This window comes from Sphingomonas sp. Marseille-Q8236 (assembly GCF_965112005.1).
Genome location: NZ_CBCOPO010000001.1, coordinates 500,459 through 523,105, shown reverse-complemented (window position 1 = coordinate 523,105; position 22,647 = coordinate 500,459). Strand labels below are relative to the sequence as shown.

16 protein-coding genes and 1 tRNA gene are annotated in these 22,647 nt (G+C 66.0%); 8 read left to right on the top strand and 9 right to left on the bottom strand.

Annotated elements, in window-relative coordinates; translation table 11 throughout:
• Positions 1-12: 12 nt before the first annotated feature.
• Positions 13-2,538 (bottom strand): PAS domain S-box protein, encoded by a 2,526-nt coding sequence (locus tag ACWPWT_RS02445; protein ID WP_454278409.1) that lies wholly within the window; start codon positions 2,536-2,538, stop codon positions 13-15.
• A gap of 275 nt (positions 2,539-2,813) precedes the next feature.
• Between ACWPWT_RS02445 and acs the strand changes: the two genes are divergently transcribed.
• Entirely contained in the window at positions 2,814-4,766 is a 1,953-nt protein-coding gene (acs, locus tag ACWPWT_RS02440) for an acetate--CoA ligase (protein ID WP_454278408.1), read from the top strand.
• Positions 4,767-4,849: 83 nt separating this feature from the next.
• On the opposite strand, the gene ACWPWT_RS02435 is transcribed toward acs, so the two are convergent.
• Complete coding sequence (locus ACWPWT_RS02435) at positions 4,850-5,719, bottom strand: peptidylprolyl isomerase (RefSeq protein WP_454278407.1); 870 nt, start codon at positions 5,717-5,719, stop codon at positions 4,850-4,852.
• Between the two features lie 95 nt (positions 5,720-5,814).
• Here ACWPWT_RS02435 and ACWPWT_RS02430 point away from each other — a divergent pair.
• Together ACWPWT_RS02430 and ACWPWT_RS02425 are read left to right on the top strand one after the other, a co-directional pair.
• A tRNA-Ser gene (locus ACWPWT_RS02430) sits at positions 5,815-5,905 on the top strand.
• Between the two features lie 253 nt (positions 5,906-6,158).
• The gene (locus ACWPWT_RS02425; RefSeq protein ID WP_261270999.1) at positions 6,159-6,812 is read left to right on the top strand and encodes a PAS domain-containing protein; all 654 of its coding nucleotides are present in this window, start codon (positions 6,159-6,161) and stop codon (positions 6,810-6,812) included.
• Here ACWPWT_RS02425 and ACWPWT_RS02420 read toward each other — a convergent pair.
• The gene (locus ACWPWT_RS02420; RefSeq protein WP_454278406.1) at positions 6,783-6,950 is read right to left on the bottom strand and encodes a hypothetical protein; all 168 of its coding nucleotides are present in this window, start codon (positions 6,948-6,950) and stop codon (positions 6,783-6,785) included. The genes ACWPWT_RS02425 and ACWPWT_RS02420 overlap by 30 nt on opposite strands.
• Before the next feature lie 567 nt (positions 6,951-7,517).
• Here ACWPWT_RS02420 and ACWPWT_RS02415 point away from each other — a divergent pair.
• Positions 7,518-9,998 carry a glycoside hydrolase family 95 protein gene (locus tag ACWPWT_RS02415; protein WP_454278405.1) on the top strand — a complete coding sequence of 827 codons (2,481 nt, stop codon included), beginning with the start codon at positions 7,518-7,520 and terminating at the stop codon, positions 9,996-9,998.
• A gap of 19 nt (positions 9,999-10,017) precedes the next feature.
• Here the strand turns inward: ACWPWT_RS02415 and ACWPWT_RS02410 are convergent, their stop codons facing one another.
• Both ACWPWT_RS02410 and ACWPWT_RS02405 read right to left on the bottom strand, forming a co-directional pair.
• Positions 10,018-11,556, bottom strand: coding sequence for a GMC family oxidoreductase (locus ACWPWT_RS02410; protein ID WP_454278404.1), 1,539 nt, complete (start codon positions 11,554-11,556; stop codon positions 10,018-10,020).
• On the bottom strand, positions 11,553-12,932 hold the full coding sequence (locus ACWPWT_RS02405; RefSeq protein ID WP_454278403.1) for an alpha/beta fold hydrolase: 1,380 nt from the start codon (positions 12,930-12,932) through the stop codon (positions 11,553-11,555). Before ACWPWT_RS02405 ends, ACWPWT_RS02410 begins: the two co-directional genes overlap by 4 nt.
• A gap of 195 nt (positions 12,933-13,127) precedes the next feature.
• Here ACWPWT_RS02405 and ACWPWT_RS02400 point away from each other — a divergent pair, with 195 nt between their 5' ends.
• From ACWPWT_RS02400 to ACWPWT_RS02390, 3 genes are all read left to right on the top strand, one after another.
• A complete protein-coding gene (locus ACWPWT_RS02400; RefSeq protein WP_261271004.1) occupies positions 13,128-13,697 on the top strand; it encodes a Dps family protein in 570 nt (189 codons plus the stop codon).
• Between the two features lie 222 nt (positions 13,698-13,919).
• Entirely contained in the window at positions 13,920-14,615 is a 696-nt protein-coding gene (locus ACWPWT_RS02395; RefSeq protein WP_454278402.1) for an aspartate/glutamate racemase family protein, read from the top strand.
• Between the two features lie 78 nt (positions 14,616-14,693).
• On the top strand, positions 14,694-16,055 hold the full coding sequence (locus ACWPWT_RS02390) for a chloride channel protein (RefSeq protein ID WP_454278401.1): 1,362 nt from the start codon (positions 14,694-14,696) through the stop codon (positions 16,053-16,055).
• Positions 16,056-16,148: 93 nt separating this feature from the next.
• Here ACWPWT_RS02390 and ACWPWT_RS02385 read toward each other — a convergent pair whose 3' ends face one another.
• From ACWPWT_RS02385 to ACWPWT_RS02370, 4 genes are all read right to left on the bottom strand, one after another.
• A complete protein-coding gene (locus ACWPWT_RS02385; RefSeq protein ID WP_454278400.1) occupies positions 16,149-16,511 on the bottom strand; it encodes a reverse transcriptase-like protein in 363 nt (120 codons plus the stop codon).
• Entirely contained in the window at positions 16,508-18,127 is a 1,620-nt protein-coding gene (locus ACWPWT_RS02380) for an NAD(P)/FAD-dependent oxidoreductase (RefSeq protein ID WP_261271008.1), read from the bottom strand. The genes ACWPWT_RS02385 and ACWPWT_RS02380 overlap by 4 nt, the downstream gene beginning before the upstream one ends.
• Positions 18,128-18,204: 77 nt before the next feature.
• Positions 18,205-18,669, bottom strand: coding sequence for an N-acetyltransferase family protein (locus ACWPWT_RS02375; RefSeq protein WP_454278399.1), 465 nt, complete (start codon positions 18,667-18,669; stop codon positions 18,205-18,207).
• Between the two features lie 33 nt (positions 18,670-18,702).
• Complete coding sequence (locus ACWPWT_RS02370) at positions 18,703-19,983, bottom strand: HD-GYP domain-containing protein (protein ID WP_454278398.1); 1,281 nt, start codon at positions 19,981-19,983, stop codon at positions 18,703-18,705.
• A 254-nt stretch (positions 19,984-20,237) separates the two neighbouring features.
• Here ACWPWT_RS02370 and ACWPWT_RS02365 point away from each other — a divergent pair, with 254 nt between their 5' ends.
• Positions 20,238-22,643, top strand: a complete 2,406-nt coding sequence (locus ACWPWT_RS02365) for a TonB-dependent receptor (protein WP_454278397.1) — start codon at positions 20,238-20,240, stop codon at positions 22,641-22,643.
• Positions 22,644-22,647 lie beyond the last annotated feature (4 nt).

Below are 22,647 nucleotides of genomic sequence, written 5' to 3'. Positions count from 1 at the left end.
CGGTCCGTCTCGTCACTCGTCCAGCATCGCCCGGATGCGCGCCGCCAGATCGGCGAAGTCGAACGGCTTGGTAATCAGCGCCACGCCGGCGTCCAGTCGTCCGCCATGGACGATCACGTCACGGGCATAGCCAGTGGTGAACAGCACCTTCAACTGCGGGTGAAGCGACCGCGCGGCGGAGGCCAGGTCCGCTCCGGTCATGCCCCCCGGCAGCACCACGTCCGAGAACAGCAACGCGATCCGGCACGCCTCCGGCGCGTCGAGCAGCACGAGCGCGGAGGCGCCGTCATCAGCCTCCAGCACGTCATAGCCGAGTTCGCGCAAGGCCTCGGTCGAATAGGCGCGGACATCGGCATCGTCCTCGACCACCAGGATCGTCTCCGAGCCCCGCGTCGGGCGGGTGGCGGCAGGGGCCTCGACGATCCGAGCCGCCTCGCCATGGTGGCGGGGCAGGAAAAGCGTGACGCAGGTGCCCCGACCGGGATGCGAATCGATATGCACCTGCCCGCCCGATTGCTTGGCGAAACCATAGACCATCGACAGGCCCAGGCCGGTACCCTTGCCGACCTCCTTGGTGGTGAAGAAGGGCTCGAACACCCGGCCCAGCGTCGCGCGGTCCATGCCGATGCCGGTGTCGCTGACGTCGATCGCGACATAGTCGCCGGGATCGGTCGGATAGGGGACGGGCCCCGCCGCCATCGTCGCCAGCCCGTCCAGCGTCGCATTGCGCATCCTGATCGACAGGGTGCCGCCATGCGGCATGGCGTCGCGCGCATTGACCGCCAGGTTCAGGATCGCGCTTTCGAGCTGGTTGGGGTCGGCCTCAACCGTCCACAGGTCCGGCGTGGCCTCGACCGCCAGAGATACTTGCTCGCCCAGCGTCCGGGTCAGCAGATCGGACAGCCCGTCGACCAGTCGCACCGTATCGACCGATTGCGGGGCGAGCGGTTGCCGCCGCGAAAAGGCGAGCAGCCGCTGGGTCAGCGTCGCGGCGCGCTTGGCCCCCGTCATCGCATTGATCGCGGCCCGCTTGGCGCGGGGATGCTCGTCGATCGGCAGGAAACGATCGAGCATCTCCAGATTGCCGACCACAACCTGAAGCAGATTGTTGAAGTCGTGCGCGATGCCACCCGTCAACTGGCCGACCGCTTCCATCTTCTGGCTCTGGCGGAGCTGCGCCTCCATGTCGGCCAGCCTTTCCTGCTGCGCCAGTCGTTCCGACACGTCGGTCGCGAACTGATAGGCGCCCAGCGGGGTGCCGTCCGTCGAGACCAGCGGGCTGAAGCGCAGTTCGTAATGCCGCCGCGTGCCGTCCAGATCGTCCAGCGCCTGGATGACAGAGAAATCCTCGCCCGCCAGCACGCGCGTCCAATAGCCGCGCATGATCGCCAATATGTCGGGTCGACGCGCCATCGCGTCGCTCTTGTTCTGGCCGATCTGGGGGCGGATGCCGAAGACACGCTCGAAATCGTCGGCGGCGGCGCGATTGATCGCCAGATAATGATGGTCGAAGCCCAGGACCTGAACCATCGTGCCGGTCGAATCAATGATGTCGGCGAACAGCTTGCGCTCGGACAGCGCCTCGGCCACACGCCGCTCCAGCTCCGCATTGACGTCGCGCAACGTCTCTTCGGCGCGGCGGCGCTCGTCGATGTCGAACACCGAACCGACCATGCCCAGATAGGTGCCGTCCTCGTCGATGCGCGGGATCGCGGTCACCATCGACCAGCGATAGCCGCCGTCATGGTGCAGCATGCGGAATTCGAGGTTGAACGCTTCGCGCCTTTCGCTCGCGTCGCGGAATGCGGCCTCGAGCGTGGCGCGGTGGTCGGGGAAGATCGCCTTCAGCCATTGGAAGTCGAGCCCCTGCTCGATCGGCAGGCCGGTCTGCACGGTCCAGGCGCGGTTGACATAGACGCAGTGGCCGTCCGCCCGCGTGACCCACATGATGATCGGCGCATGGTCGGCGACGTTGCGGAACCGGGCCTCGCTTTCGCGTGCGGCGGCGATGGCGGCCTCACGCTCCTGCCGGTCGCGCATCCGGGCGCTGCTGTCGATCACCGTCGCCATGATACCCGCGGGCCGCCCGCTCTCGTCCGCGACCGGCGTATAGTCCAGGTCGAGCCAATGCTGCTCGGGCACGCCTCGGTGTGCCAGCAACATCGCCTGGTCGCGATAGGCCAGCGGTTCCCCGCCCAGCACGGTCGCGATCACCTGCGCATTGAAGACCGCGGCTTCCGGCCAGCTGTCGACCAGTTTCTGCCCCAGGATCGCGGGGTGCCGGTCCCCGGAAAAGGCGGCATAGGCGGCATTGTAGATCAGAATGCCCTGGGGCCCCCAGATCGTCGCGGTCGGAATCGAGGACGCCAGCGCGATGCCGATCGCGGTCAGGCGGCTTTGCGGCCAGCCGGCGATGGGGCCCAGCGGCGTCTCGTTCCAGTCGAAGCCCGCGATCAGCCGTCCCATTTCGCCGCTGCGCGCCAAGATGGCGGCAAACCCGGCGGGAATGTCGGCTGGATCATGGGCAGTCGCGATCATGCTCGGTCCGTCCCCCCTCGAAACCTGGCCCAAGTGACGCTGTAGCGTTGCTTTGACCTGAGGAACAGGGGAAGCTGCCCGCATCTTGCTCGGAATGAAGTAATTTTTTGTAAAACCTCGCCTGCTCTTTGTCGGCGGCGTCGTTACGTTTTTAACCTTTGACGTATTGCGTACCCGATCCGGCGAGCCGCTGCGGCGCACACTTTGTCACGGACCCGATAGGCATTTGCCATGTTGGACTGCTAAAGATTGCTGCAAATAGGAGAGAGACAGGCATGAGCGCACAACTTCACCCTGTACCCGATTGGGCCGCCAGCGCGTCGATGGACGCCGATGGCTATGCCCGCGCCTATGACGCGGCGCGGACCGATCCGGACGGCTATTGGCGCGAACAGGCAGGGCGGCTGGACTGGATCACGCCCTTCACCACCGTGAAGGACACCAGCTTCGCCGAGGCGGATTTCCGTATCAACTGGTTCGCCGACGGGCAGTTGAACGTCGCGGCCAATTGCATCGACCGCCATCTGGAGACCCGCGCCGATCAGGTCGCGATCCTGTGGGAAGGCGATGCCCCCGGCACCGAGCGGCGGATCACCTATCGCGAGTTGCATGAACAGGTCTCGCGCCTCGCCAATGCGCTGAAGGGGCTGGGCGTCGCCAGGGGCGACCGGGTCACCATCTATCTGCCGATGATCCCCGAAGCCGCCTTCGCGATGCTGGCCTGCGCCCGGATCGGCGCGATCCATTCGATCGTATTCGGAGGCTTTTCCCCCGAAAGCCTCGCCAATCGCATCGTCGATTGCGACTCGCGCATCGTCATCACCGCGGATGGCGGCTGTCGCGGGGGCAAGGCGGTGCCGCTCAAGGCCAATGTCGATGCCGCGCTGGAGCATGACGGGGTGGTGGTCGATCATGTCGTGGTGGTCCGCCACAGCGGCGTCGATGTGACGATGAAGCCGGGCCGCGACGTCTGGTATGGCGATCTGGTCGAAGCCGCCGCCACGGACTGTCCGCCGGAGCCGATGGGGGCGGAGGACCCGCTGTTCATCCTCTATACCAGCGGCTCGACCGGCAAGCCCAAGGGCGTGTTGCACACCAGCGGCGGCTATCTGCTCTGGGCGTCCTACACCCACCAACATGTCTTCGACTACCGCGAGGGCGAGGTCTTCTGGTGTGCCGCCGATGTCGGCTGGGTCACCGGGCACAGCTATGTCGTCTATGGCGCGCTCGCCAATGGTGCGAAGACGCTGATGTATGAGGGCGTGCCCAATTACCCCGATTTCAGCCGCTTCTGGCAGATCGTCGACAAATATCAGGTCGCGACCTTCTATGCCGCGCCGACCGCGCTTCGTGCCTTGATGCGCGAGGGCAACGAATGGGTGAAGAAGACCGATCGTTCGTCCTTGCGCGTGCTGGGGTCGGTGGGCGAGCCGATCAATCCCGAAGCCTGGGAATGGTATTATCATGTCGTCGGCGACGGGCGCTGCCCGATCGTCGACACCTGGTGGCAGACCGAGACCGGTGGTCACATGATCGCCCCGATCCCCGGCGCCGTCCCGCTGAAGGCCGGTTCGGCAACCAAGCCGCTGCCCGGCATATTGCCGCAGATCGTCGATGCCGAGGGCAAGGTGCTGGACGGCGCGGTGGAGGGCAATCTGGTCATCGCCGATAGCTGGCCGGGACAGATGCGCACCGTCTGGGGCGATCACGACCGTTTCTTCCAGACCTATTTCACCACCTATCCGGGCAAATATTTCACCGGCGATGGGTGCCGGCGCGACGAGGACGGCTATTACTGGATCACCGGCCGCGTCGATGACGTCATCAATGTCTCGGGCCACCGCATGGGCACCGCCGAGGTCGAGTCCGCGCTGGTCGCCCATGTGAAGGTCGCGGAGGCGGCGGTGGTCGGCATGCCGCACGACGTGAAGGGGCAGGGCATCTATGCCTTCGTCACGCTGAATGCCGGTGTCGAGGAAGACGAGGCGCTACGTGCCGAGTTGGTCCAGTGGGTCCGTCGCGAGATCGGACCGATCGCCACCCCCGACGCTCTGCAATTCGCGCCCGCTCTCCCGAAAACCCGCTCGGGCAAGATCATGCGTCGCATCCTGCGCAAGATCGCCGAGAATCAGGTCGATGCGCTGGGCGACACCTCGACGCTGGCCGACCCGGCGGTGGTGGATCATCTGGTCGCCAACCGGGTCGAGCCGGGGAAGAAGGCGGCGTGATGCCGGATGGGGCCGCTTCGCGGTAAGCGGCCCCGTTTCGCCCATGGGCCTTCTGGCCACACCCAACGCTCAAACCAAACCGATCAAGGCGCCTTCCGAAGCGGCGGCAATGCCGCACAAATGTCCACACCCCCGGCCGGCACGGTGAAGAAGTCGTTCTTCCGATTCTCCCGTCCCTTGATCCAGGCGGCGAAGCGAGGAGACGCCGTCTCGCGATACTGATAATGCGGCCGCTCGGCGGCGGGCAATTCGCTCGCCAGCCGCGCCGACACGATCGGCAGACGCTGCCCCTCTTCCTTGTAGAAACCCAGATCCCCCGTGCCGCGCGGCAGAGTGGACAGCGCCTCCATCCCATCGATCACCCGCCCCGCGACCGCGATATTGCGGTCGAGCCCGCGCGGCGAATGGCCGATGATCGTGTAAAGCTCCGCCCCCGTCCCGGTGCTGGGCGCCAGATCGCGCGCGACGCCGACCATGCCATAGCAATGCGGTATCCATTCGGACGAAGCATCCCCCGCCAACGGCCAGCCATCCCGGCTATAGCCCGCCCAGGCGGCATAGGGATCGGGCTTGCTCAACCGCGCCACCGCGCTGTTGCCGGCGCGGACATATTCCGCCGGCGGATTGGCGACGATACCGGGCGGCACCGGCTTCTTCTCGGTCGCATCGCCCCATTGCGCGACATAGTTCTCCTGCACGCGATAGACGCTGGTCCCCGCATCCCACCAATGCGCCCGCGCCAATGCGCGGATATTGGCGACATGCACCGGCGCCTGGGCGGCGGCGAGCCGTACCGTCACCATCTTGCCGTTCGACAGGGTGAAGATCAGCACCTCGTCATCGGGAACCGCGATCCAGTCGCCGGGCAGGGGATCGCCCGGTGGCGCGGCGGCCGGGGCGGGAGCGGGCGAGGCCTGCGCAAACAGCGCGGCGAGCAGAAGCGCGATCGTCATGGCGGAACAGACTGCCTCACCCGCTTCCCCCACGCAATCGCTTGCGCGCCGGGCAGAAGCGCATTAGGGGCCCGTGCTCCAGGCATGATTTCAGCGGAGCGGTGGCCGAGTGGTCGAAGGCGCTCGCCTGGAAAGTGAGTATACGGCAAAACCGTATCGAGGGTTCGAATCCCTCCCGCTCCGCCAAATTTTGCTCAAGTCATTAGCTTTTCGATATTTCAGCGTTTTCGAACCCTGGGTCCCACATCTCCCGGCGACACGCATTTCGCGCGGGTCCGGTTGTCGGCGACCGACTTTCGACCGGCGCATGGTCGGTCAATTTCCTAGCCGATCGTCCCGCTGCCACGCCATCGTCAGGAAACGCGCCGGTCATTGACCTGAATCATTGACGCAGAAAAATTCGGCATGTCATCTGCAGCGATGCGGGGACCTTCTTGATATGCCGACGGCGCATTGTGTCTCTACGATCGACGGCTTCATCCTAGAGGCGGACAGGGGCTTTCTGGACCTTGTCGGGCGCCGCGAGGACGAGATATTGGGTATGTCCTACAAGGACATAACTCACCCTGACGATCTCGATCGCAGTGGCGCGATGCTCGCGTCGTTGATCAAGCGGGCGGCCCCGGTGCGGTTGCAGAAGCGCTATATCCGGCCCGATGGCTCGTTGATTGCAGCCAATCTCTACGTCTCGCGCTTCGACAATCCCGATCGGCTGGTCAGCACCTTGTTCTGGAACGAGGTCGGGCGTGAATTACCCCCGGCGCGCTTATGGGAAATGGCGCTGCGCGTGCGTCGGCTGCGCGAAGTGCGACGGGAGGAATTCGGCGTCGATGTCGCGATCAGCCCGCTCGGCGATATTCTGAACTGCATCTATCTGGCGGAGGCGGAAGGGCGCATCGTGGGCAGCCCCGAGATTTCCGCCGAAAGCAAATTGCCGCCCCATATCGTCACGCGGTGGGTGAACCACCTGACCGATCAGGGTGTGCTCGAACCCGGCTCGAAGATGGGCCGGAACGTGCAATTCACCCATCTCGGCATATCGAAGATGGAGCGGATGCTCGCCTCAGCGTATGATGTGCCCGTTTCCGACTGACGCGGCCTCGACCATCTGGATGACCCCGTCGAGATGCGCGGCAGCGACCGACAGGCCTTGCTCATCCAAGAGCGCCAGAGCCTCTTGAAGCAGCGCCTCGATCTGCGCCAGCCGCGCTTGGTCAGGAACGGTCCGCATTGGCTGGCTCCATCATCAATGGGTTTCCTTTGAAAGTTTAGCCGATGGAATCGCGGCGTAAATGGGAAATTTGGCAAGCCGCCAACCATCCGCCGCGAAACGCTCCGGACCGGGCGCCATGCTTTGCGAGCCGCGCCGCCCGGGGGTGATCGATAAATCCGAACGGCGCGACCTGGCATCACGACGGCCTTGCAGCAGGCTTCGTTCCATTCGGTATCGGTTGCGGAGCAATAGGAGAATGCAGGGCCTGCCAGTTGGGAGAAGAAGCAGGCCCTGCGGTCGAACGCCGTTAGGGAGTTGCGCCCGACTCGGCCCCAATAGGGTCCTTTTGAACATCTGTCATTAACAGAAGGCAAGGCCAGCATGAAACAGGGGACGGCGAGCCGCCCGATCATCCCCGGTGAAATGCCGAACGATGATCGGGTCCCCGATAATGGCCGTTGGCCGCCTGCTCATGATGCATCTGTCGCCTGAGACATGACGAAAATTCGTTCTTTCTTCATGGCGTTAAATGGGTCACCGTCATCGACGAACAGTGAATCTTATACAGGCGATTGAGGGGGCGGGATGTCGACCGATCTGACGCGGCGGGGCGTGCTGGGGGCAGGGGCGTTTGCGGCTGCCGCGGGTGGGCTCGGCAACCTGCCGTTGCTCGCGCAGCCGGTGGCCGCCGACGACTCGCATCGCCTGTGGTTCGATGCCCCCGCGACTCGCTGGGTGGAGGGTCTTCCGGTCGGTAACGGACGGCTGGGCGCGATGGTCCGCGGCGGGACGGATCGCGAGATCGTGTCGCTGAACGAGGACAGCTTGTGGTCGGGCTATCCGACCCCCGACACCAGTTCCGAGGGCCAGGCCGCGCTGCCGGGCGTTCGCCAGGCCACGCTGGCGGGCGATTATCACGCCGCCGACGAACGGGCGAAGCGGCTGCAGGGCCCCTATTCCAACAGCTATGCGCCGCTCGGCGATCTGGTGATCGCGCTGCCGGGGGGCGGGGCGGTGAACGAGTATCGGCGCGAGCTTGACCTCGACCAGGCGGTGATCGGTGTCGCCTATACCGCCGGCCGGACGCGCCACAGGCGCGAGGTGTTCGTATCGCATCCCGCGCAACTGGTCGTCGTGCGGCTGACGGCGGAGGGTGGGACGATCGATGCGGACCTGTCGCTCTCCACCCTGTTGCGCGGATCAGCGCGGGCCGAGGGCCATCGGTTGATCCTGCATGGCAAGGCCCCGGCCTATGCCGCGCCCAATTACCAGCAAGTGGCCGATCCGATCCGGTATGACGATGCGGCCGGACGCGGCATGATGTTCGCGGCGGTGGCCGAAATCGCGACGGAGGGCGGGCGTGCCAGCCCATCGGGCGAGACCATCGCGGTGCGCGGCGCGCGCAGCGTCGAGATCCGCATCGCCGCCGCCACCGGCTTTCGCCGTTTCGACCAGCCACCCGACCTGCCGATCGCGACCATCGAGGCGAAGGCGGTCGCCGCCCTGGCGGCAGCGCGGGGCAAGAGCTATGCCGCCCTTCGCGCGGCGCATGTCGCAGACCATAGCGCGCTTTATCGCCGTGCCGAGCTTCGGCTGGCGGGAGAGGCGCAGGGCACCACCGCACAGCGCCGCGCAGCGAATGAGCGGGTCAGCGATCCGGGACTGGCCGCGCTGCTGTTCCATTTCGGCCGATACCTGTTGATCGCCAGCTCGCGCCCCGGCACCCAGCCCGCCAACCTTCAGGGCATCTGGAACGCCGAGGTGCGGCCGCCCTGGAGCAGCAATCACACCACCAACATCAATACCGAGATGAACTATTGGCCCGCCGAGGTCGCCAATCTCGCCGATTGCCATGGCGCGCTGTTCGACTGGATCGAGCATGTCGCGGTGCGCGGTCGCCGCGTCGCGCAAAGCTATTACGGCATGCCCGGCTGGTGCCTGCACCATAACAGCGACATCTGGGCGATGGCGAACCCGGTCGGCGAGGGCGATGCGACGCCGGTCTGGGCCAATTGGCCGATGGGTGGACCATGGCTGATGCAGCATCTGTGGCAGCATTATCGTTTCGGTGGCGACCTGACCTTTTTGCGGGAACGGGCTTGGCCGCTGATGCGCGGCGCTGCCGAGTTCTGCGCCGCCTGGCTGGTCGCCGATCCGGCGAGCGGTCGGTTGACCACCGCGCCGTCCATCTCGCCCGAGAATGAGTTTCTGGCCCCCGACGGCAAGAAGGCGTCGATCAGCGCGGGTTGCACCATGGATCTGGCGCTGACCCGCGAGCTGTTCGCCAATTGCATCGCGACCGCCGATTTGTTGAACACCGACGCGGCCTTCGCGGCCCGACTGCGCGGGCTGGTCGGGCGGCTGGAGTCCTATCGGATCGGCAGCCAGGGGCAATTGCTCGAATGGTCGCGCGAATTCGCCGAGGCCGAGCCTGGCCATCGCCATATCTCGCACCTCTATCCGCTTTATCCCGGCGATGAGTTCACGCCCCGCCACACGCCGCAATGGGCTAGGGCGGTGGCGACCTCGATGCAGCGTCGCGAGGACAATGGCGGGGCGCAGACGGGCTGGAGCCGCGCTTGGGCGACCTGTATCTGGGCGCGGATGGGGGATGCGGGCCGCTCCGGCCGGTCGATCGACGCCTTTTTCAAGGGAAGTACGCTCGACAATCTGTTCGACACCCACCCGTCGAACAAGGGGCCGATCTTCCAGATCGACGGCAATTTCGGCATCACCGCCGCCATCGCCGAGATGCTGTTGCAAAGCCATGACGGCGCGATCGCGCTGTTGCCCGCACTGCCCCCGGCCTGGCGGGACGGAAGCGTCCGTGGCTTGCGCGCGCGGGGCGGGGTGACCGTCGATCAGCGCTGGGCGGCGGGGATGCTGGAGCAGGCGGAACTGCTGTCCACGCACGGCGGAGAGTTTCGGGTACGCCTGCCCGCCGGTCGTCGCCTGCGTGCCGCGACCCGGGGCGGGGTGGCCGTCGCCACGCGTAGCGAGGCGGACGGCCTGCGCTTCACGGCACGGGCGGGGGATCGGATCACGCTGAGCATCGGCGCCGCCTGAGCGTCACGTCACTCCGCCGCTATTGCCCCGATGCCAGAAAGCGATCCGCAGTGCGCAACGACAGGGCCATGATGGTCAGCGCAGGGTTGGCGGCCAGCGCGCTGGGGAAGATCGAATTGTCGCAGATCAGCAGGTTGGGAATGTCGAAGCTGCGCCCATCGGCATCGACGACCGCTTCGTCGCCCTTTTCGCCCATGCGGCATGTGCCGATGGTGTGCGCCGAACGATCGACCGCGAAAATGTCCTGCGCTCCCGCCGCCGCCCAGATCGCGGTCATCGTCCGGCGGGAATGCGCATCGATCGCCCGTTCATTGTCATGATAGCTGAAGTCGATCCGCGCCTTGCGATGACCGAAGCCATCCCGCTCGTCCGACAGGGTCAGGCGATTGTCGTCATGGGGGAGGCATTCGCCGTTGATGCCGATCCCGGCCATGCGGTTATAGCCGTAGAGCAGATGCTGTAGCCGCTCCCCCCACAGCCCCGCCCCGCGCGCCAGCCCTGTCGCGAGGTTGACCGGCAACACGCCCAGGCTCTGGATCAGATACCCACCGGCACATCCCGCTTCGGCGGGACGCATCATGTCCTCGGTAATCAACGAAGACGGATAGCCCCGGTTCATCCGCATATCGTCGTCGAACCGACCCCAGACCTGGGTGGCGACATGCGCCATGAAGTTGCGCCCGACCTGCCCACTGGAATTGGCGAGATCGAGATTGAGCAGCAGACGCGGCGTTTCCACGCCGCCCGCACACAGGAATACAGCGCGGCATCGCTGGCGGCGTTCCTCGCCCGCTTGGTGATAGACCACGGCATCGATCCGCCCGGCATGATCGCGATCGAGGGAGAGGACACGGCATTCGGACCGGACCTCCGCCCCATGCGCCACGGCGTAGGGGAGATAACTGGTATCCATGCTGGTCTTGGACGCGTTGCGACATCCCTGGTGACAGGTTCCGCAGTTTACGCACGCCTGACGCTGCCCCCAATAGGGCTGGTCGCGGTCGCGGGAAACCAGTGCGGCGGGCGCGTCGGTCGCGGTGATGCCCAGCGCCGCGCAGCCCCGCGCCATCGCATCGGCCGATGCGTTGCGTGCCACGGGGGGATAGGCATAGCGGCGCGTGTCGTCCCAGGGATAATGAGCGGGCCCGGAGACGCCGGTGAAATCCTCGACCTCCTCGATATAGGCGGTCAGCTCGGCATGGGGGATGGGCCAGTCCGCGCCCTGCCCGGTCAACGTCTTCAGCATCAGGTCGCGCGGGTCGGGCCGTGGACAGAAAGCGCCCCAATGCAGAGTCGATCCGCCGACGCCCATGCCCGAATTGTTCGATCCGAAGGCGGTGGGGTCCGCACCACCGCTCAGCCGTTCCTCCATCCAATAAATGTCGGCGGCCACTTCGTCGGCGACATGGTCGTTGGGACGAAAGGCGCGCCCGGCCTCCAGCGCCACGACCGACAGTCCCGCCTTCGCCAGCCGCGCCAGCAGCGGTGCCCCGCCCGCGCCGGTGCCGATGACCACGGCGTCGACCGCATCCCGACCGTCATAGGGAGGGCGGCTCATGCGCCGGTCCCCATCCCGATCTCCGTTCCGCTCTCTGCCCCGTGCTGCCACGCCTCGCGATCATTGGCGGCGGTGCGCGCATATCCCTGTTTGCGCGGGCCATCGCCACCGACCGCGAAGCCGTCATAGCCGATCGCGGCCATGGCGGATGGCGATGCGATCCACTGGCGGACGATCTCGGCACGGACATCGGTGAACCACAGCGCCATCTGCTCGGGGGACGGACAGGCGTCTTCACCGGCGATACCCGCCCCGCCCGCCGCCATTTGCGTCAGCCAGTCGGCCTGCACCGACCGTTCCAGCAAGGCGAAGCCGCCCGTCAGAGCGTCCAGCGTCGCCAATCCGCGCGTCCAGGCGATCGGATCGGGGGGAAGATCGGCAAAACGCCAGCCATCGCCGGGCCCTGCGACGACGGCAGCTTCGACATGGCGCGCCAGATCATGATCGGCGCCCCGGTCGGGCAGGATATGCGCGATCAGCGTGGCGACGAGCGCGCATTGATGGTCCGACCAGCCGGTTTCCGGCCGCTTCGCGGGACGTGTCCGCTCCAGCATCGCCGCGCGGGTTCGGCGGCTGACCCGGTTGGAATCGAGGGCGTGCACGAACCCGGCGGGCAGGATCGCGGCCGCGACCGAGGCGGCATGCTCGGCGATCAGATCGGCCAGCGCGTCGGGCTGGTCATAGGGGATGAGGTGCGCGGCGCCTTTGACGACGCGGATGTCGGCATGGCGATAATGCGGCAGGTTCAGGCGGCGCTGGGCGTCCTCCCCGAGATCGCCGTCTTCCGACCCGGCGACGATGAGCGCGGGAATGGAAATCCGACCGGCCGTCGCGCGCCAATCCTCGCGGCTGCCGCGCTCCAGCCAGCCCAACCACGCCTCGCGGCTGGAGCGACGCACATCCTCTATCGCCTTGTCGCGCAAAGGTTCGGGCAGCGGCGCGGCCGTGTTGGCGTCGACAAAGGTCTCGGCATCCTCCCGGCGGATCGGGCCATTTTCGACCCAGCCGATCATCTGCGCGCGGCGATCTTCCTCCATCGGTTCGGGCGAAGGTGGGGAGGCCGCGACCAGCACCACGCCGACCACGCCTGCCAGCCCGGCCTCGCCCGCGGCGGCACGCGCCGCGACGAGGGTGGCGATCTTGCCACCCATGCTGTGGCCGACCAACAGGCAGGCGGTCATTCGCCGCTTGCGGATTTCATCGGCCAACCCGTCCGCCATGGCGGTGACATCCGCATAGCCCTGGTCCGCATGCTCACCGAAACCGGGCAGGTCGAGCGCGATGCCGGGCATGGGGGCAAGCCGCTCACGCACCCGATCCCATTCGCGCCCGCTGGCGCCCAGCGCATGAAGAAAAACCAATGTCGGTTGGGTCATATCGTCTCACCCGAGTAAATCCCATGCTGGACGTTACAAAAGCGGGACCGTTCCCCGTCGCGACCGACGATCAAAAATTAATTTGGATTATGAGTGGGATGATTTGGTTCCCGATTTCCCGTCGATAATTTCATGGAACCCTGTCCGCCCGAAAAGCGCTTCGGCACGAACTGCATCCATCATAGGAGTGACGTCATGGCCGATACCGACCAAGCGCAGCCGCAATACAAGATCGAATATCGCGAAATCCAGGCATTCAACACGCTGAAAGACTTGCCGCTCGGCCTGTCGGACAATGCCCGCAAGCAGAGCGTGTCGATCCTCAATCAGGTGCTGGCCGACACGATGATGTTGCGCGACCTGTACAAGAAGCATCACTGGCAGATGTCGGGCGCGACCTTCTATCAACTCCATCTGCTGCTCGACACCCATTATGAGAAGCAGGCCGAACTGGTCGACATGGTGGCGGAGCGTATCCAGTCGCTGGGCGGGATCAGTATCGCGACGCCGCACGACGTGGCCGAGATGACGAAGATCGCACGCCCGCCGCGCGGTCGCGAAGATGTGCCGACCATGCTCGCCCGTTTGCTGGAAGCGCACAAGATCGTGCTGGAAGAGGCGCATGAAGGCGCCAAGGTCGCCGACGAGTCGGGCGATGACGGCACTAACGACCTGTTGGTCAGCGACATCATCCGCTCCAACGAGCCGCAGGTCTGGTTCATCGGCGAGCATCTGGCCGCCACCGCGCTGCAACGCGCGGATTGATCCGGAAGATTTGGCGGGGAAGCCCGATCATTCCTCGCCTGTCTGAAGCGGTTCAGGTACGAATAGGGCGCAGCGCCGGGTCTGGTGGGTTATCCTTGCCCGGTGCTGGCCCTGTGCCAAAGCAAACCATGCTTTCGACGGAGCGGACTTCGTTCCTATCGCCAGGCTCCCGTCTGACCTCCTGATGCGATAAGCAGAGATGGGCGGACGGGAGACGACGGAATGCGGACGATCGGCTTGATCGGGGGAATGAGCTGGGAAAGCTCGGCAGAATATTACCGCATCCTCAACGAGGGCGTTCGCGACCGGCTGGGCCCCACGGCCTCGGCGTCCTGCCTGTTATGGTCTTTCAACTTCGCCGAGATCGAGGCGTTGCAGCATCACGGCGACTGGAACGCGCTGACAGCGCGTATGGTGGACGCCGCACGGCGGCTGGAGGCGGGCGGTGCCGAACTGCTGCTGATCTGTACCAATACCATGCATCGGATGGCGGCCGCGGTGCAGCAGGCGGTGGCGATCCCGCTGCTCCATATCGCCGATCCGACGGCGGAGCGCATCCGCGCGGTGGGCATTCGGACGGTCGGGCTGCTCGGCACCGCCTTCACCATGGAGCATGACTTCTACAAGGGGCGTCTGGCGGAACGCCATGGCTTGAACGTCATCGTGCCCGGTGCGGCGGACCGGGCGGAGGTGCACCGGGTGATCTATGAGGAACTGGTCGCGGGTCAGGTGACCGCCACATCGCGCGAGGCGTATCGCGCGGTCATCGCCCGGCTGGTCGCGGCGGGCGCGGAGGCGGTGATCCTGGGCTGTACCGAGATCATGCTGCTGGTCCGCCCGGAGGACAGCGCCGTGCCGCTGTTCGATACGACCGCACTCCACGCCGCCGCCGCGGTCGAGATCGCCCTGGCCGACTGAAGCACCATCGCTCGGGTGCGGGAAAGCGGCCGTGCTTCGGCTGGTTTTTGCTAGCGGTCCCGGTGTAGGGATGGGCGCATGGCAGACCCCCGATCGGACAATGTCGGCGCCCGGAAATGGACGCCCGCCCGTTACCGCGCGCTGTTGCGGGCGCAGGGGCCGAAGTCGGTTCGGTTCCGCACACGGCTGGCCATCCTGATCGGCGCGGTCGCGGTGGGCCTGGCCGCCAGCGCCTTCGCCCAGGCCGCCGATCTGGCTGGGGAGATTTTCGGCCATTTCGCCGCACGTTGGCATTGGGCGCCGCTGGTCGTGACGCCGCTCCTGTTCGCGGCCCTGGTCTGGATCACGCGGCGTTTCGTGCCGCTGGCGCGTGGATCGGGCATTCCGCAGGTGATGGCGGCGCAGGCCGATCCCGACCATGCGACCCGGGGGCTGGTGTCGATGCGGACGGTCATCGGCAAGGCGGGGCTGACCTTGGCGGCGGTTCTGGGCGGCGCGTCGGTCGGGCGCGAAGGGCCGACGGTTCAGATCGCCGCCGCGATCATGGGCCTGACCCATCGTATCCTGGGCGTGCCGCTTCGCGGGGCGGTGTTGATCGCGGGCGGCGCGGCGGGCGTGGCGGCGGCGTTCAATACCCCGCTGGCAGGCCTGCTGTTCGCGATCGAGGAACTGGCCTCCGCCTATGAGCAAAAGGTGACCTTGCTGGTGATCGCCGCCATCGCCATCGCCGGGATGATCGCGCAGTCGGTGCAGGGCGATTACGTCTATTTCGGGCTGATCGGTGCGCATATGCCGATCGTCACCGCGCTGGTGGCCGCCCCGCTGGCGGGCATCGTCGGCGGACTGGCCGGCGGCGGCTTCGCCCGATTGATGCTGATGATGGCGACGGGCACCAACCGCGTCACTATGTGGAGCAAGCAGCGGCCGATCCTGTTCGCCGCGCTGTGCGGGGCTATCGTCGCGGGCTTGGGCGTGGGCACCGGGCTGACCTGGGGCACCGGCTATGGCGCGGCGCGAGCGATGATCGTCGGGGTCGATGCGCCCTTGTGGTTCGGCCCGGCCAAGTTCCTCGCCACGCTGGCCACGGCGGTGGCGGGCCTGCCGGGCGGTATCTTCGCGCCGTCGCTGGCGGTCGGGGCGGGCGTGGGCAATCTGCTGCGCTCCGTCTTTCCCGACTCCCCCGCCTCGGCCATCGTGATCCTGGGCATGGTGGGCTATTTCGCGGGTGTGGTCCGCGCGCCGCTGACCGCCGTCATCATCCTGTCGGAAACGACCGCCAGCCGTGGCCTGATGCTCCCCATGTTCGCCACCGCCTTCATCGCCGATGGGGTCAGCCAGTTGGTGTGCCGCGAGAAGCTGTACCACGGCCTGTCCCGCACCTTTGCGATACGGCCGGCGGAGCAGGCGAGGGATGCCCAGAAAGACCAACATGCCGGGTAGGTTCGACGCCATTTCGTCTTGCTGAATGCCGGCCGATAATCCAGCCCGTCCTTCCGCATCGATCGCCGGTTTGCCTTGTTCCTGACGTCGGACCTAAGTCGATTGCGATCGGGCCAGCGCGATCCCGGCCAGATTCTGCGTCCGCTTGACGTGGCGCAGGCGGAACCGACCCGGCGGGCGGGGCAGGGCGGACCAGCGATCCCGAAAGGGGCGGCAGAGTGGCGGCACGCGCACCGTGCCATTCGCCTGTGCGATGACGGCCAGCGCATCACCGAGCAGGATTGCATCGGCGATGCCCCGCTCATGCGCCAGGCGGGTGGCGGCGATCAGCGCCAGCCATTCGGCCTCCATCGCCGACCCCGGCCCCGGCGCTCGCTCGACATAGGCCTGTCCGCCCAGCACCACCGCCCATTCCATGCCGGAGGGGCGGTGGCCGCCGTCGAAGAAGATCTTCACGCCCCGGCCGCGATGCTGCGCGCGACCGCCTCCGCCGTCTTGATGCCGTCGACCGCTGCCGACAGGATGCCCCCCGCATAGCCCGCGCCCTCGCCCGCCGGAAACAGGCCCGGAGTGTTCAGGCTTTGTCCGTCCTCGCCACGCGTGAAGCGGACCGGCGAGGAGGTGCGGGTTTCGACGCCGGTCATCACCACATCGGGATGATCATATCCCGCGATCTGGCGACCAAAGGCCGGGATCGCCTCGCGCATCGCCTCGACCACGAAATCGGGCAGGCATTCGGACAGGTCGGTCGGCGTCACGCCGGGGCGATAGGATGGGGTGACCGACCCCAGGCTGGTCGAGGGACGCCCCGCCAGGAAGTCGCCGACCCGCTGTGCCGGGGCCTTGTAGTTCGATCCGCCTGCGACGAACGCCCGTTCCTCCCAATGGCGTTGTAGCGTGAGGCCCGCCAGCGGATCGCCCGGATAGTCGCGTTCGGGATCGATCGCGACGACGAAGCCCGAATTGGCGTTGCGCTCGTTGCGCGAATATTGGCTCATGCCGTTGGTCGCCACGCGCCCCTCTTCGCTGGTCGCGGCGACCACCGTGCCGCCCGGACACATGCAGAAGCTGTAGACGGTGCGCCCGTTCCGGCAATGGTGCGAGATGTGATATTCCGCCGCGCCCAGGATCGGATGTCCCGCCTGATGTCCGAAGCGCGCCCGGTCGATCCAGCCTTGCGGATGCTCGATACGGACGCCGATCGAGAAGGGCTTTGCCTCGACATGCACGCCCGCCGCCTGCAGCATCGCAAAGCTGTCGCGCGCGCTATGCCCGATGGCGAGGACGACATGATCGGCCTCCAGATAGCCGCCGCCGTTCAGGTGAAGCCCACGCACCCGCCGCGTGCCCGATCCGTCGGTCTCGACGTCCAGCCCGTCGACGCGGGTGGAGAATCGGTATTCGCCGCCCAATTCCTCGATCGTCGCGCGGATGCTCTCCACCATCGTGACCAGGCGGAAGGTGCCGATATGCGGGTGCGCCTCGGTCAGGATTTCGGGCGGTGCGCCCGCCTTGACGAACTCGGTCAGCACCTTGCGGTTCAGATGGCGTGGGTCCTTGATCCGGCTATAGAGCTTGCCGTCCGAAAAGGTGCCTGCGCCCCCTTCGCCATATTGCACGTTGGATTCGGGGTTGAGGACGCTGCGCCGCCACAGGCCCCAGGTGTCCTGGGTCCGCTCGCGCACCACCTTGCCGCGCTCCAGGATGATCGGGCGATAGCCTGCCTGCGCCAGGATGAGCGCGGCGAACAGGCCGCAGGGGCCGGCCCCGATCACCACGGGCCGCCGCGCACCCGCCGGCGGGGCGGAGGGCAGGTGATAGCGCGTGTCCGGCGTCCGCTGCACATCGCGGTCGCGGCGGAACCGCTCCAGCACGGCGGCCTCGTTCTTCAGGTTGATGTCGACCGAATAGACGAGTTGGATATTGTTCTTGTCGCGCGCGTCATGGCCGCGCCGGGCGACGGTGAAGCGGATCAGGTCGCGCGGCGTCACGCGCAACCGGCGACAGATGGCGGCGGGCAGGGCCTCGTCCGCATGGTGGAGAGGCAGTTTCAGTTCGCTGAGGCGGATCATGCCCCGCGCCATACAGATTTGTCGCGTGTCCCGCCATTGTGGGCCGCCATTGCGACAAGGAAACGGCGCGGGCCCCGTCAGGCGCCGAGCGTCAGCAGTTTCTGGACGATGCCGTCGCCCTCGCGATAGGTGCGAAAGCCCATCGCCTCATAATAGCGCAGGCCCATCGCATTGTCGGCACCGATATAGGCGTCGATCTTGGGCAGGCCCGCCGCGACCGCCGCCTGTCTGGTCGCGGTGAACAGCGCGGTGCCCACGCCCCTGCGATGCGCGTGTGGACTGATGTGCGTGCCGATGATCCCCCAACCCTCGGGAACGTCGTAGCGGTTGCCCGGGACGGCGCGGACCAGCGACTGAAAGCCCAAGATCGCGCCATCCGCATCCAGCGCGACGCTGCACCGCACGCTGTCCCGGTTGGCGATATAATGGGACAGGACGAAGGCCGGGTCGTGCGGACGCATGCGGCCGGTCAGCGCGATGATGTCGAGCAGGACCCGGCTCATCGCCGGAGCGTCCGTTTCGATGGCGGGGCGGATCAGCATGGCGGGGCGTCTTCGGTCATGAGGGGGACCGGATCATCCGGCAAGACGGTGATGCGGGGGTTCCGGCATTTCGGTCTGTGCCATGATCTCCGCCTGAAGTGCAGGCCAATGCGTGCCGAACCAATATTCCCCGCGTTCGACGCGAAGGATTGCGTCATGCGCCGTCGCGACTTCCTCCGCGGGCAGCATCCTTTGCTCCGGCACGTCGAAAAAGGTGCGGACGACCGGCGTGGTCGGGCTTTCGCCTTCCCGCACCACGATGCCCAGCCGGTTGGAGGTCAGCCGGACCAGCGCACCCAGGGGCTGGATACCCAGGCTGGCGATCAGGGCGTGGACCATTTCCATATCGAAATGGCCGTCCCATTCGAGCATCTGCGCCAACGCCTCATGCGGCGACCAGGCACGCTTATAGGGTCGGATCGAGGTGACCGCGTCATAGACGTCGCATACCGCCGACAGCCGGACGAGCGGGCTGAGTTCATCGCCCTTCAGCCCGTCGGGATAGCCCGCGCCATCGATCCGCTCATGATGATGGCGGCACACATCCAGGATGCGCGGGTCGAGCCCCTCCATGTCGAGCAGGATGCTGTGGCCTATGCCGGGATGCTGGCGCATCTGGGCCAGTTCCTCGGGGTCGAGGCGGCCGGGTTTCTCGACGATGCCCGCCGCAACCTGCATCTTGCCGATGTCGTGCAGCAATCCCGCCATGCCCGCGACGCGGACATCCTCCTCGCTCCATCGCAGATGCCGCGCCAGCCCCATCATCAACGTGGCGACCGCGACCGAGTGGATATAGGTATAATGATCCCGGTCCCTCAGTCGGGTCACCGCCACCATGGCGGCGCTACCCTTCGATATGGTCTGCGCGATCTCCTCGACGATCGGGACCAGGTCGGCGGCGTAGATGACCCGACCGAGCCGCGCCTCGCCGTACAATCGGCTGACGGCGGCGGTCGCGCGTTCGGCGACGATGCCGACCAATTCCCATTCCGTTGGCGACTTGCGCCGCCGAACCTTGGTCGGCGCGCTCGTGGGAACGGGGGAGGCGTAGGCTTCCACAGCAGGCGGATCGATCCGTTCGACCATGTTGCCGGCTTTGGGTTCTTTCAGCCCGCGACCTCTGGCGAGATCGATCGTGACATGCGGCACCGAATTCTGAATTTTCGCACGATCCTCTGGGTCGGTCAGCAGGAACGATTTTCGCCAAAATGGGCTGTTTAGCCACGAACAGTGAAGAGTGTGGACATACATTCCCAACTCAACCTGTGCCCCTTCGATACGGACGTATCGAACCTTGTTTGGCCGTTTTGTCATGAAGCCACAGGTATCAAAGGGTTGTGAAGACTTGGTTGCCGAAGCGCCTTCGTCAAACCACCTGATTTTTCCTGAACGGCCTCAAAAGCCTGAATTCTGTCCGAATTGGGCAGTGGCTGGGGTGGAACGGTCGAAAGAGGGGTGCCGGGCAGATGCCGACCCGAGCCGCCGTTCATGCCTTTATGCGAGTAGCTATCAATCGCATTGACGATGAGAGTGTTTCTCATTAGCGGCGGCGCTGAAGGGGAATATTCATGTCACAAACGTTCATCGCCTTGTCGTGCGTGGGCTTTCTGGCGACCGCACCGAATATCGCCGCCGCAGAAGCGGACGGTCGTGCCGATCCGTCGAGCGCCCATGCTTCGGCCGCGCGTGGCCAGGACTCGACCGGCCAGCGCGACATCGTCGTCGTCACCGGCCAGCGCGCTACGGGCGCGGCGACGCTGGAAAGCCCCAAGGCGACCGCGCCGCTGCTCGACACGCCGCAGACCATCACCGTGGTCAGCGAACAGACCATCCGAAAGCAGAATCTCCAGACGCTGCGCGACGTGCTCCAGACGATTCCGGGCATCACCTTCGGCGCAGGCGAAGGCGGCGGCGGTTATGGCGACTCGATCAATCTGCGCGGCTATTCGGCGAACAACGACGTCACGATCGACGGCGTTCGCGACAGTGCCCAATATAGCCGCACCGACCCGTTCAACCTGCAGCAGGTCGAGGTCTATAACGGTGCGAACAGCGTCTTCAACGGATCGGGATCGGTCGGCGGCACGATCAACCTCGTCTCCAAGGTGCCGACGCGCGAGACGCTGACCATCATGCAGGGCTCGGTCGGCACCGACAATTATTATCGCGGCGCGATCGACAGCAATGTCCGCGTGTCCGATCTGGTCGCGGTGCGGCTGAACAGCGCCTATCACCATAATGACGTGCCCGGCCGCGATGTCGAGAAGATGGAGCGTTGGGGCATCGCGCCCTCGGTCACGATCGGCATGGATGGCCCGACCAGCCTGACCTTGGCCTATGTCCATCAGGAGGATCGCAACACGCCGGTCTACGGCGTGCCCTATTTCGACAACGGCATGATCGACGGCTTCGTGCCGGGCGCGAGCCGCAGCGCCTATTTCGGGATCGCCAATCTCGACCACCAGGACATCACCGTCGATCGGTTGACCGCGACCTTCCGCCACGCGATCGACGATCACCTGAGCGTGCGCAACCTGACCCGCTGGCAACAGGTGAAGCAGAACAGCGTCACCTCCGCGCCGCAGGGAACGTTCTGTCTGGCCTCGACCGGACTTCAGCCGGTGACGACGGCGGCAGGAACGACGGTTGGCCAGGCCTGTCCCACCACCGTCCCGGCTGGTTTCTATCTGCCCTCCGGCCCGCGCGGGCTGGTGCGGAACCAGGAAAACCAGATGCTCTACAACCAGACTGATCTTCGGCATGAGGCGGGGGCCAAGGGCGGCCTGCACAATGTCCTGAATGTCGGCCTGTCGGGCATGATCGAGAATTACCGGCTTACCCAGGGGTCGCTGCTGCGCAATGCGAATGGCAGCGCGGTATCACCCTTGCCCCTGATCTCGATTGCCAACCCGAACACCAACTATACCGGGCCGGTCAACTTCACGATCACCGGCCAGTCGCGCAGCGAGACGCGCAACCTGGCCGTCTATGCCTTCGACACGCTGGAGCTGAATCGCTTCTTCGAAGTGAACGGTGGCGTGCGCTGGGAAACGCAGGACGCGAATTTCCGCGCCCTGCCGCTGACCGTCGTGCCGCCGGGCTCGACCCAGTTGACCGCGCTCCAGGCTCGGCCCCAGCTGAGCAGCGAACGGCTCTTCTCCTGGCGGGTCGGGGCCGTGTTCCACCCGGTGGAGAATGTCAGCCTCTATGCGGGCTATGGCAATGCCAAGTCGCCCTCGTCCACGACCGTTCGTCTGGGGTGCGGCGTGCCCACGACCGCGACGGCGGCCGATCCGTGCGCCGTCGCGCCCGAAACCGCCAAGAATTACGAGGCGGGGATCAAGGCCGGGCTGTTCGACCGCCATCTGGAGTTGACCGCCGCCGTCTTCCGCAACGAGCGGACCAATTACCGCGTCCCCTCCAACGATCCCTCGCTGCCCGCCAATCTGCAGGTGCTCGACGGACGCAGCCGGGTGGACGGCATCGCGCTGGGGGCGTCGGGGGCGATCACCCATGCGTGGACGATCTTCGCCAACTACACCTATCTCGACGGCAAGGTGCTTCAGAGCATTTCCAACCGCGACAAGGCGGCGGGCGTGGTCGATCCTCAGGCGGGCACCCAGCTCTTCCAGACGCCCAAGCATTCGGGCAGCCTGTTCACCACTTACAAACTGCCTTTCGGTCTGGAACTGGGCTATGGCCTGACCTATCAGGGATCGTTCGCGACCAATGCGCCGGTCGCGGCCAATCCGGTCCAGTTCCATGTGGACGACTATCTGATCCACCGCGCCTTCCTGGCCTATACCCTCGCGCAGCGCTGGACCTTGCAGCTCAACGTCCAGAACTTCACCGACGAGAAATATGTGACGGGCGTGCGCAACAATGTGAACGCGACGACCGGCATCGTCACCGGCGGCTGGGCGGTGCCCGGCGACCGGCGGCAGGCAACGCTGAGCCTGTTCTACAATTTCTGAGCAG

Coding starts and splice junctions, on each gene's coding strand:
- ACWPWT_RS02410 (WP_454278404.1), bottom strand. CDS start 11,556: ATGAGCCGCCCTCCCTATGACGGTCGGGATGCGGTCGACGCCGTGGTC.
- acs (WP_454278408.1), top strand. CDS start 2,814: ATGAGCGCACAACTTCACCCTGTACCCGATTGGGCCGCCAGCGCGTCG.
- ACWPWT_RS02425 (WP_261270999.1), top strand. CDS start 6,159: ATGCCGACGGCGCATTGTGTCTCTACGATCGACGGCTTCATCCTAGAG.
- ACWPWT_RS02395 (WP_454278402.1), top strand. CDS start 13,920: ATGCGGACGATCGGCTTGATCGGGGGAATGAGCTGGGAAAGCTCGGCA.
- ACWPWT_RS02420 (WP_454278406.1), bottom strand. CDS start 6,950: ATGCGGACCGTTCCTGACCAAGCGCGGCTGGCGCAGATCGAGGCGCTG.
- ACWPWT_RS02365 (WP_454278397.1), top strand. CDS start 20,238: ATGTCACAAACGTTCATCGCCTTGTCGTGCGTGGGCTTTCTGGCGACC.
- ACWPWT_RS02405 (WP_454278403.1), bottom strand. CDS start 12,932: ATGACCCAACCGACATTGGTTTTTCTTCATGCGCTGGGCGCCAGCGGG.
- ACWPWT_RS02375 (WP_454278399.1), bottom strand. CDS start 18,669: ATGCTGATCCGCCCCGCCATCGAAACGGACGCTCCGGCGATGAGCCGG.
- ACWPWT_RS02415 (WP_454278405.1), top strand. CDS start 7,518: ATGTCGACCGATCTGACGCGGCGGGGCGTGCTGGGGGCAGGGGCGTTT.
- ACWPWT_RS02445 (WP_454278409.1), bottom strand. CDS start 2,538: ATGATCGCGACTGCCCATGATCCAGCCGACATTCCCGCCGGGTTTGCC.
- ACWPWT_RS02380 (WP_261271008.1), bottom strand. CDS start 18,127: ATGATCCGCCTCAGCGAACTGAAACTGCCTCTCCACCATGCGGACGAG.
- ACWPWT_RS02370 (WP_454278398.1), bottom strand. CDS start 19,983: ATGACAAAACGGCCAAACAAGGTTCGATACGTCCGTATCGAAGGGGCA.
- ACWPWT_RS02390 (WP_454278401.1), top strand. CDS start 14,694: ATGGCAGACCCCCGATCGGACAATGTCGGCGCCCGGAAATGGACGCCC.
- ACWPWT_RS02435 (WP_454278407.1), bottom strand. CDS start 5,719: ATGACGATCGCGCTTCTGCTCGCCGCGCTGTTTGCGCAGGCCTCGCCC.
- ACWPWT_RS02400 (WP_261271004.1), top strand. CDS start 13,128: ATGGCCGATACCGACCAAGCGCAGCCGCAATACAAGATCGAATATCGC.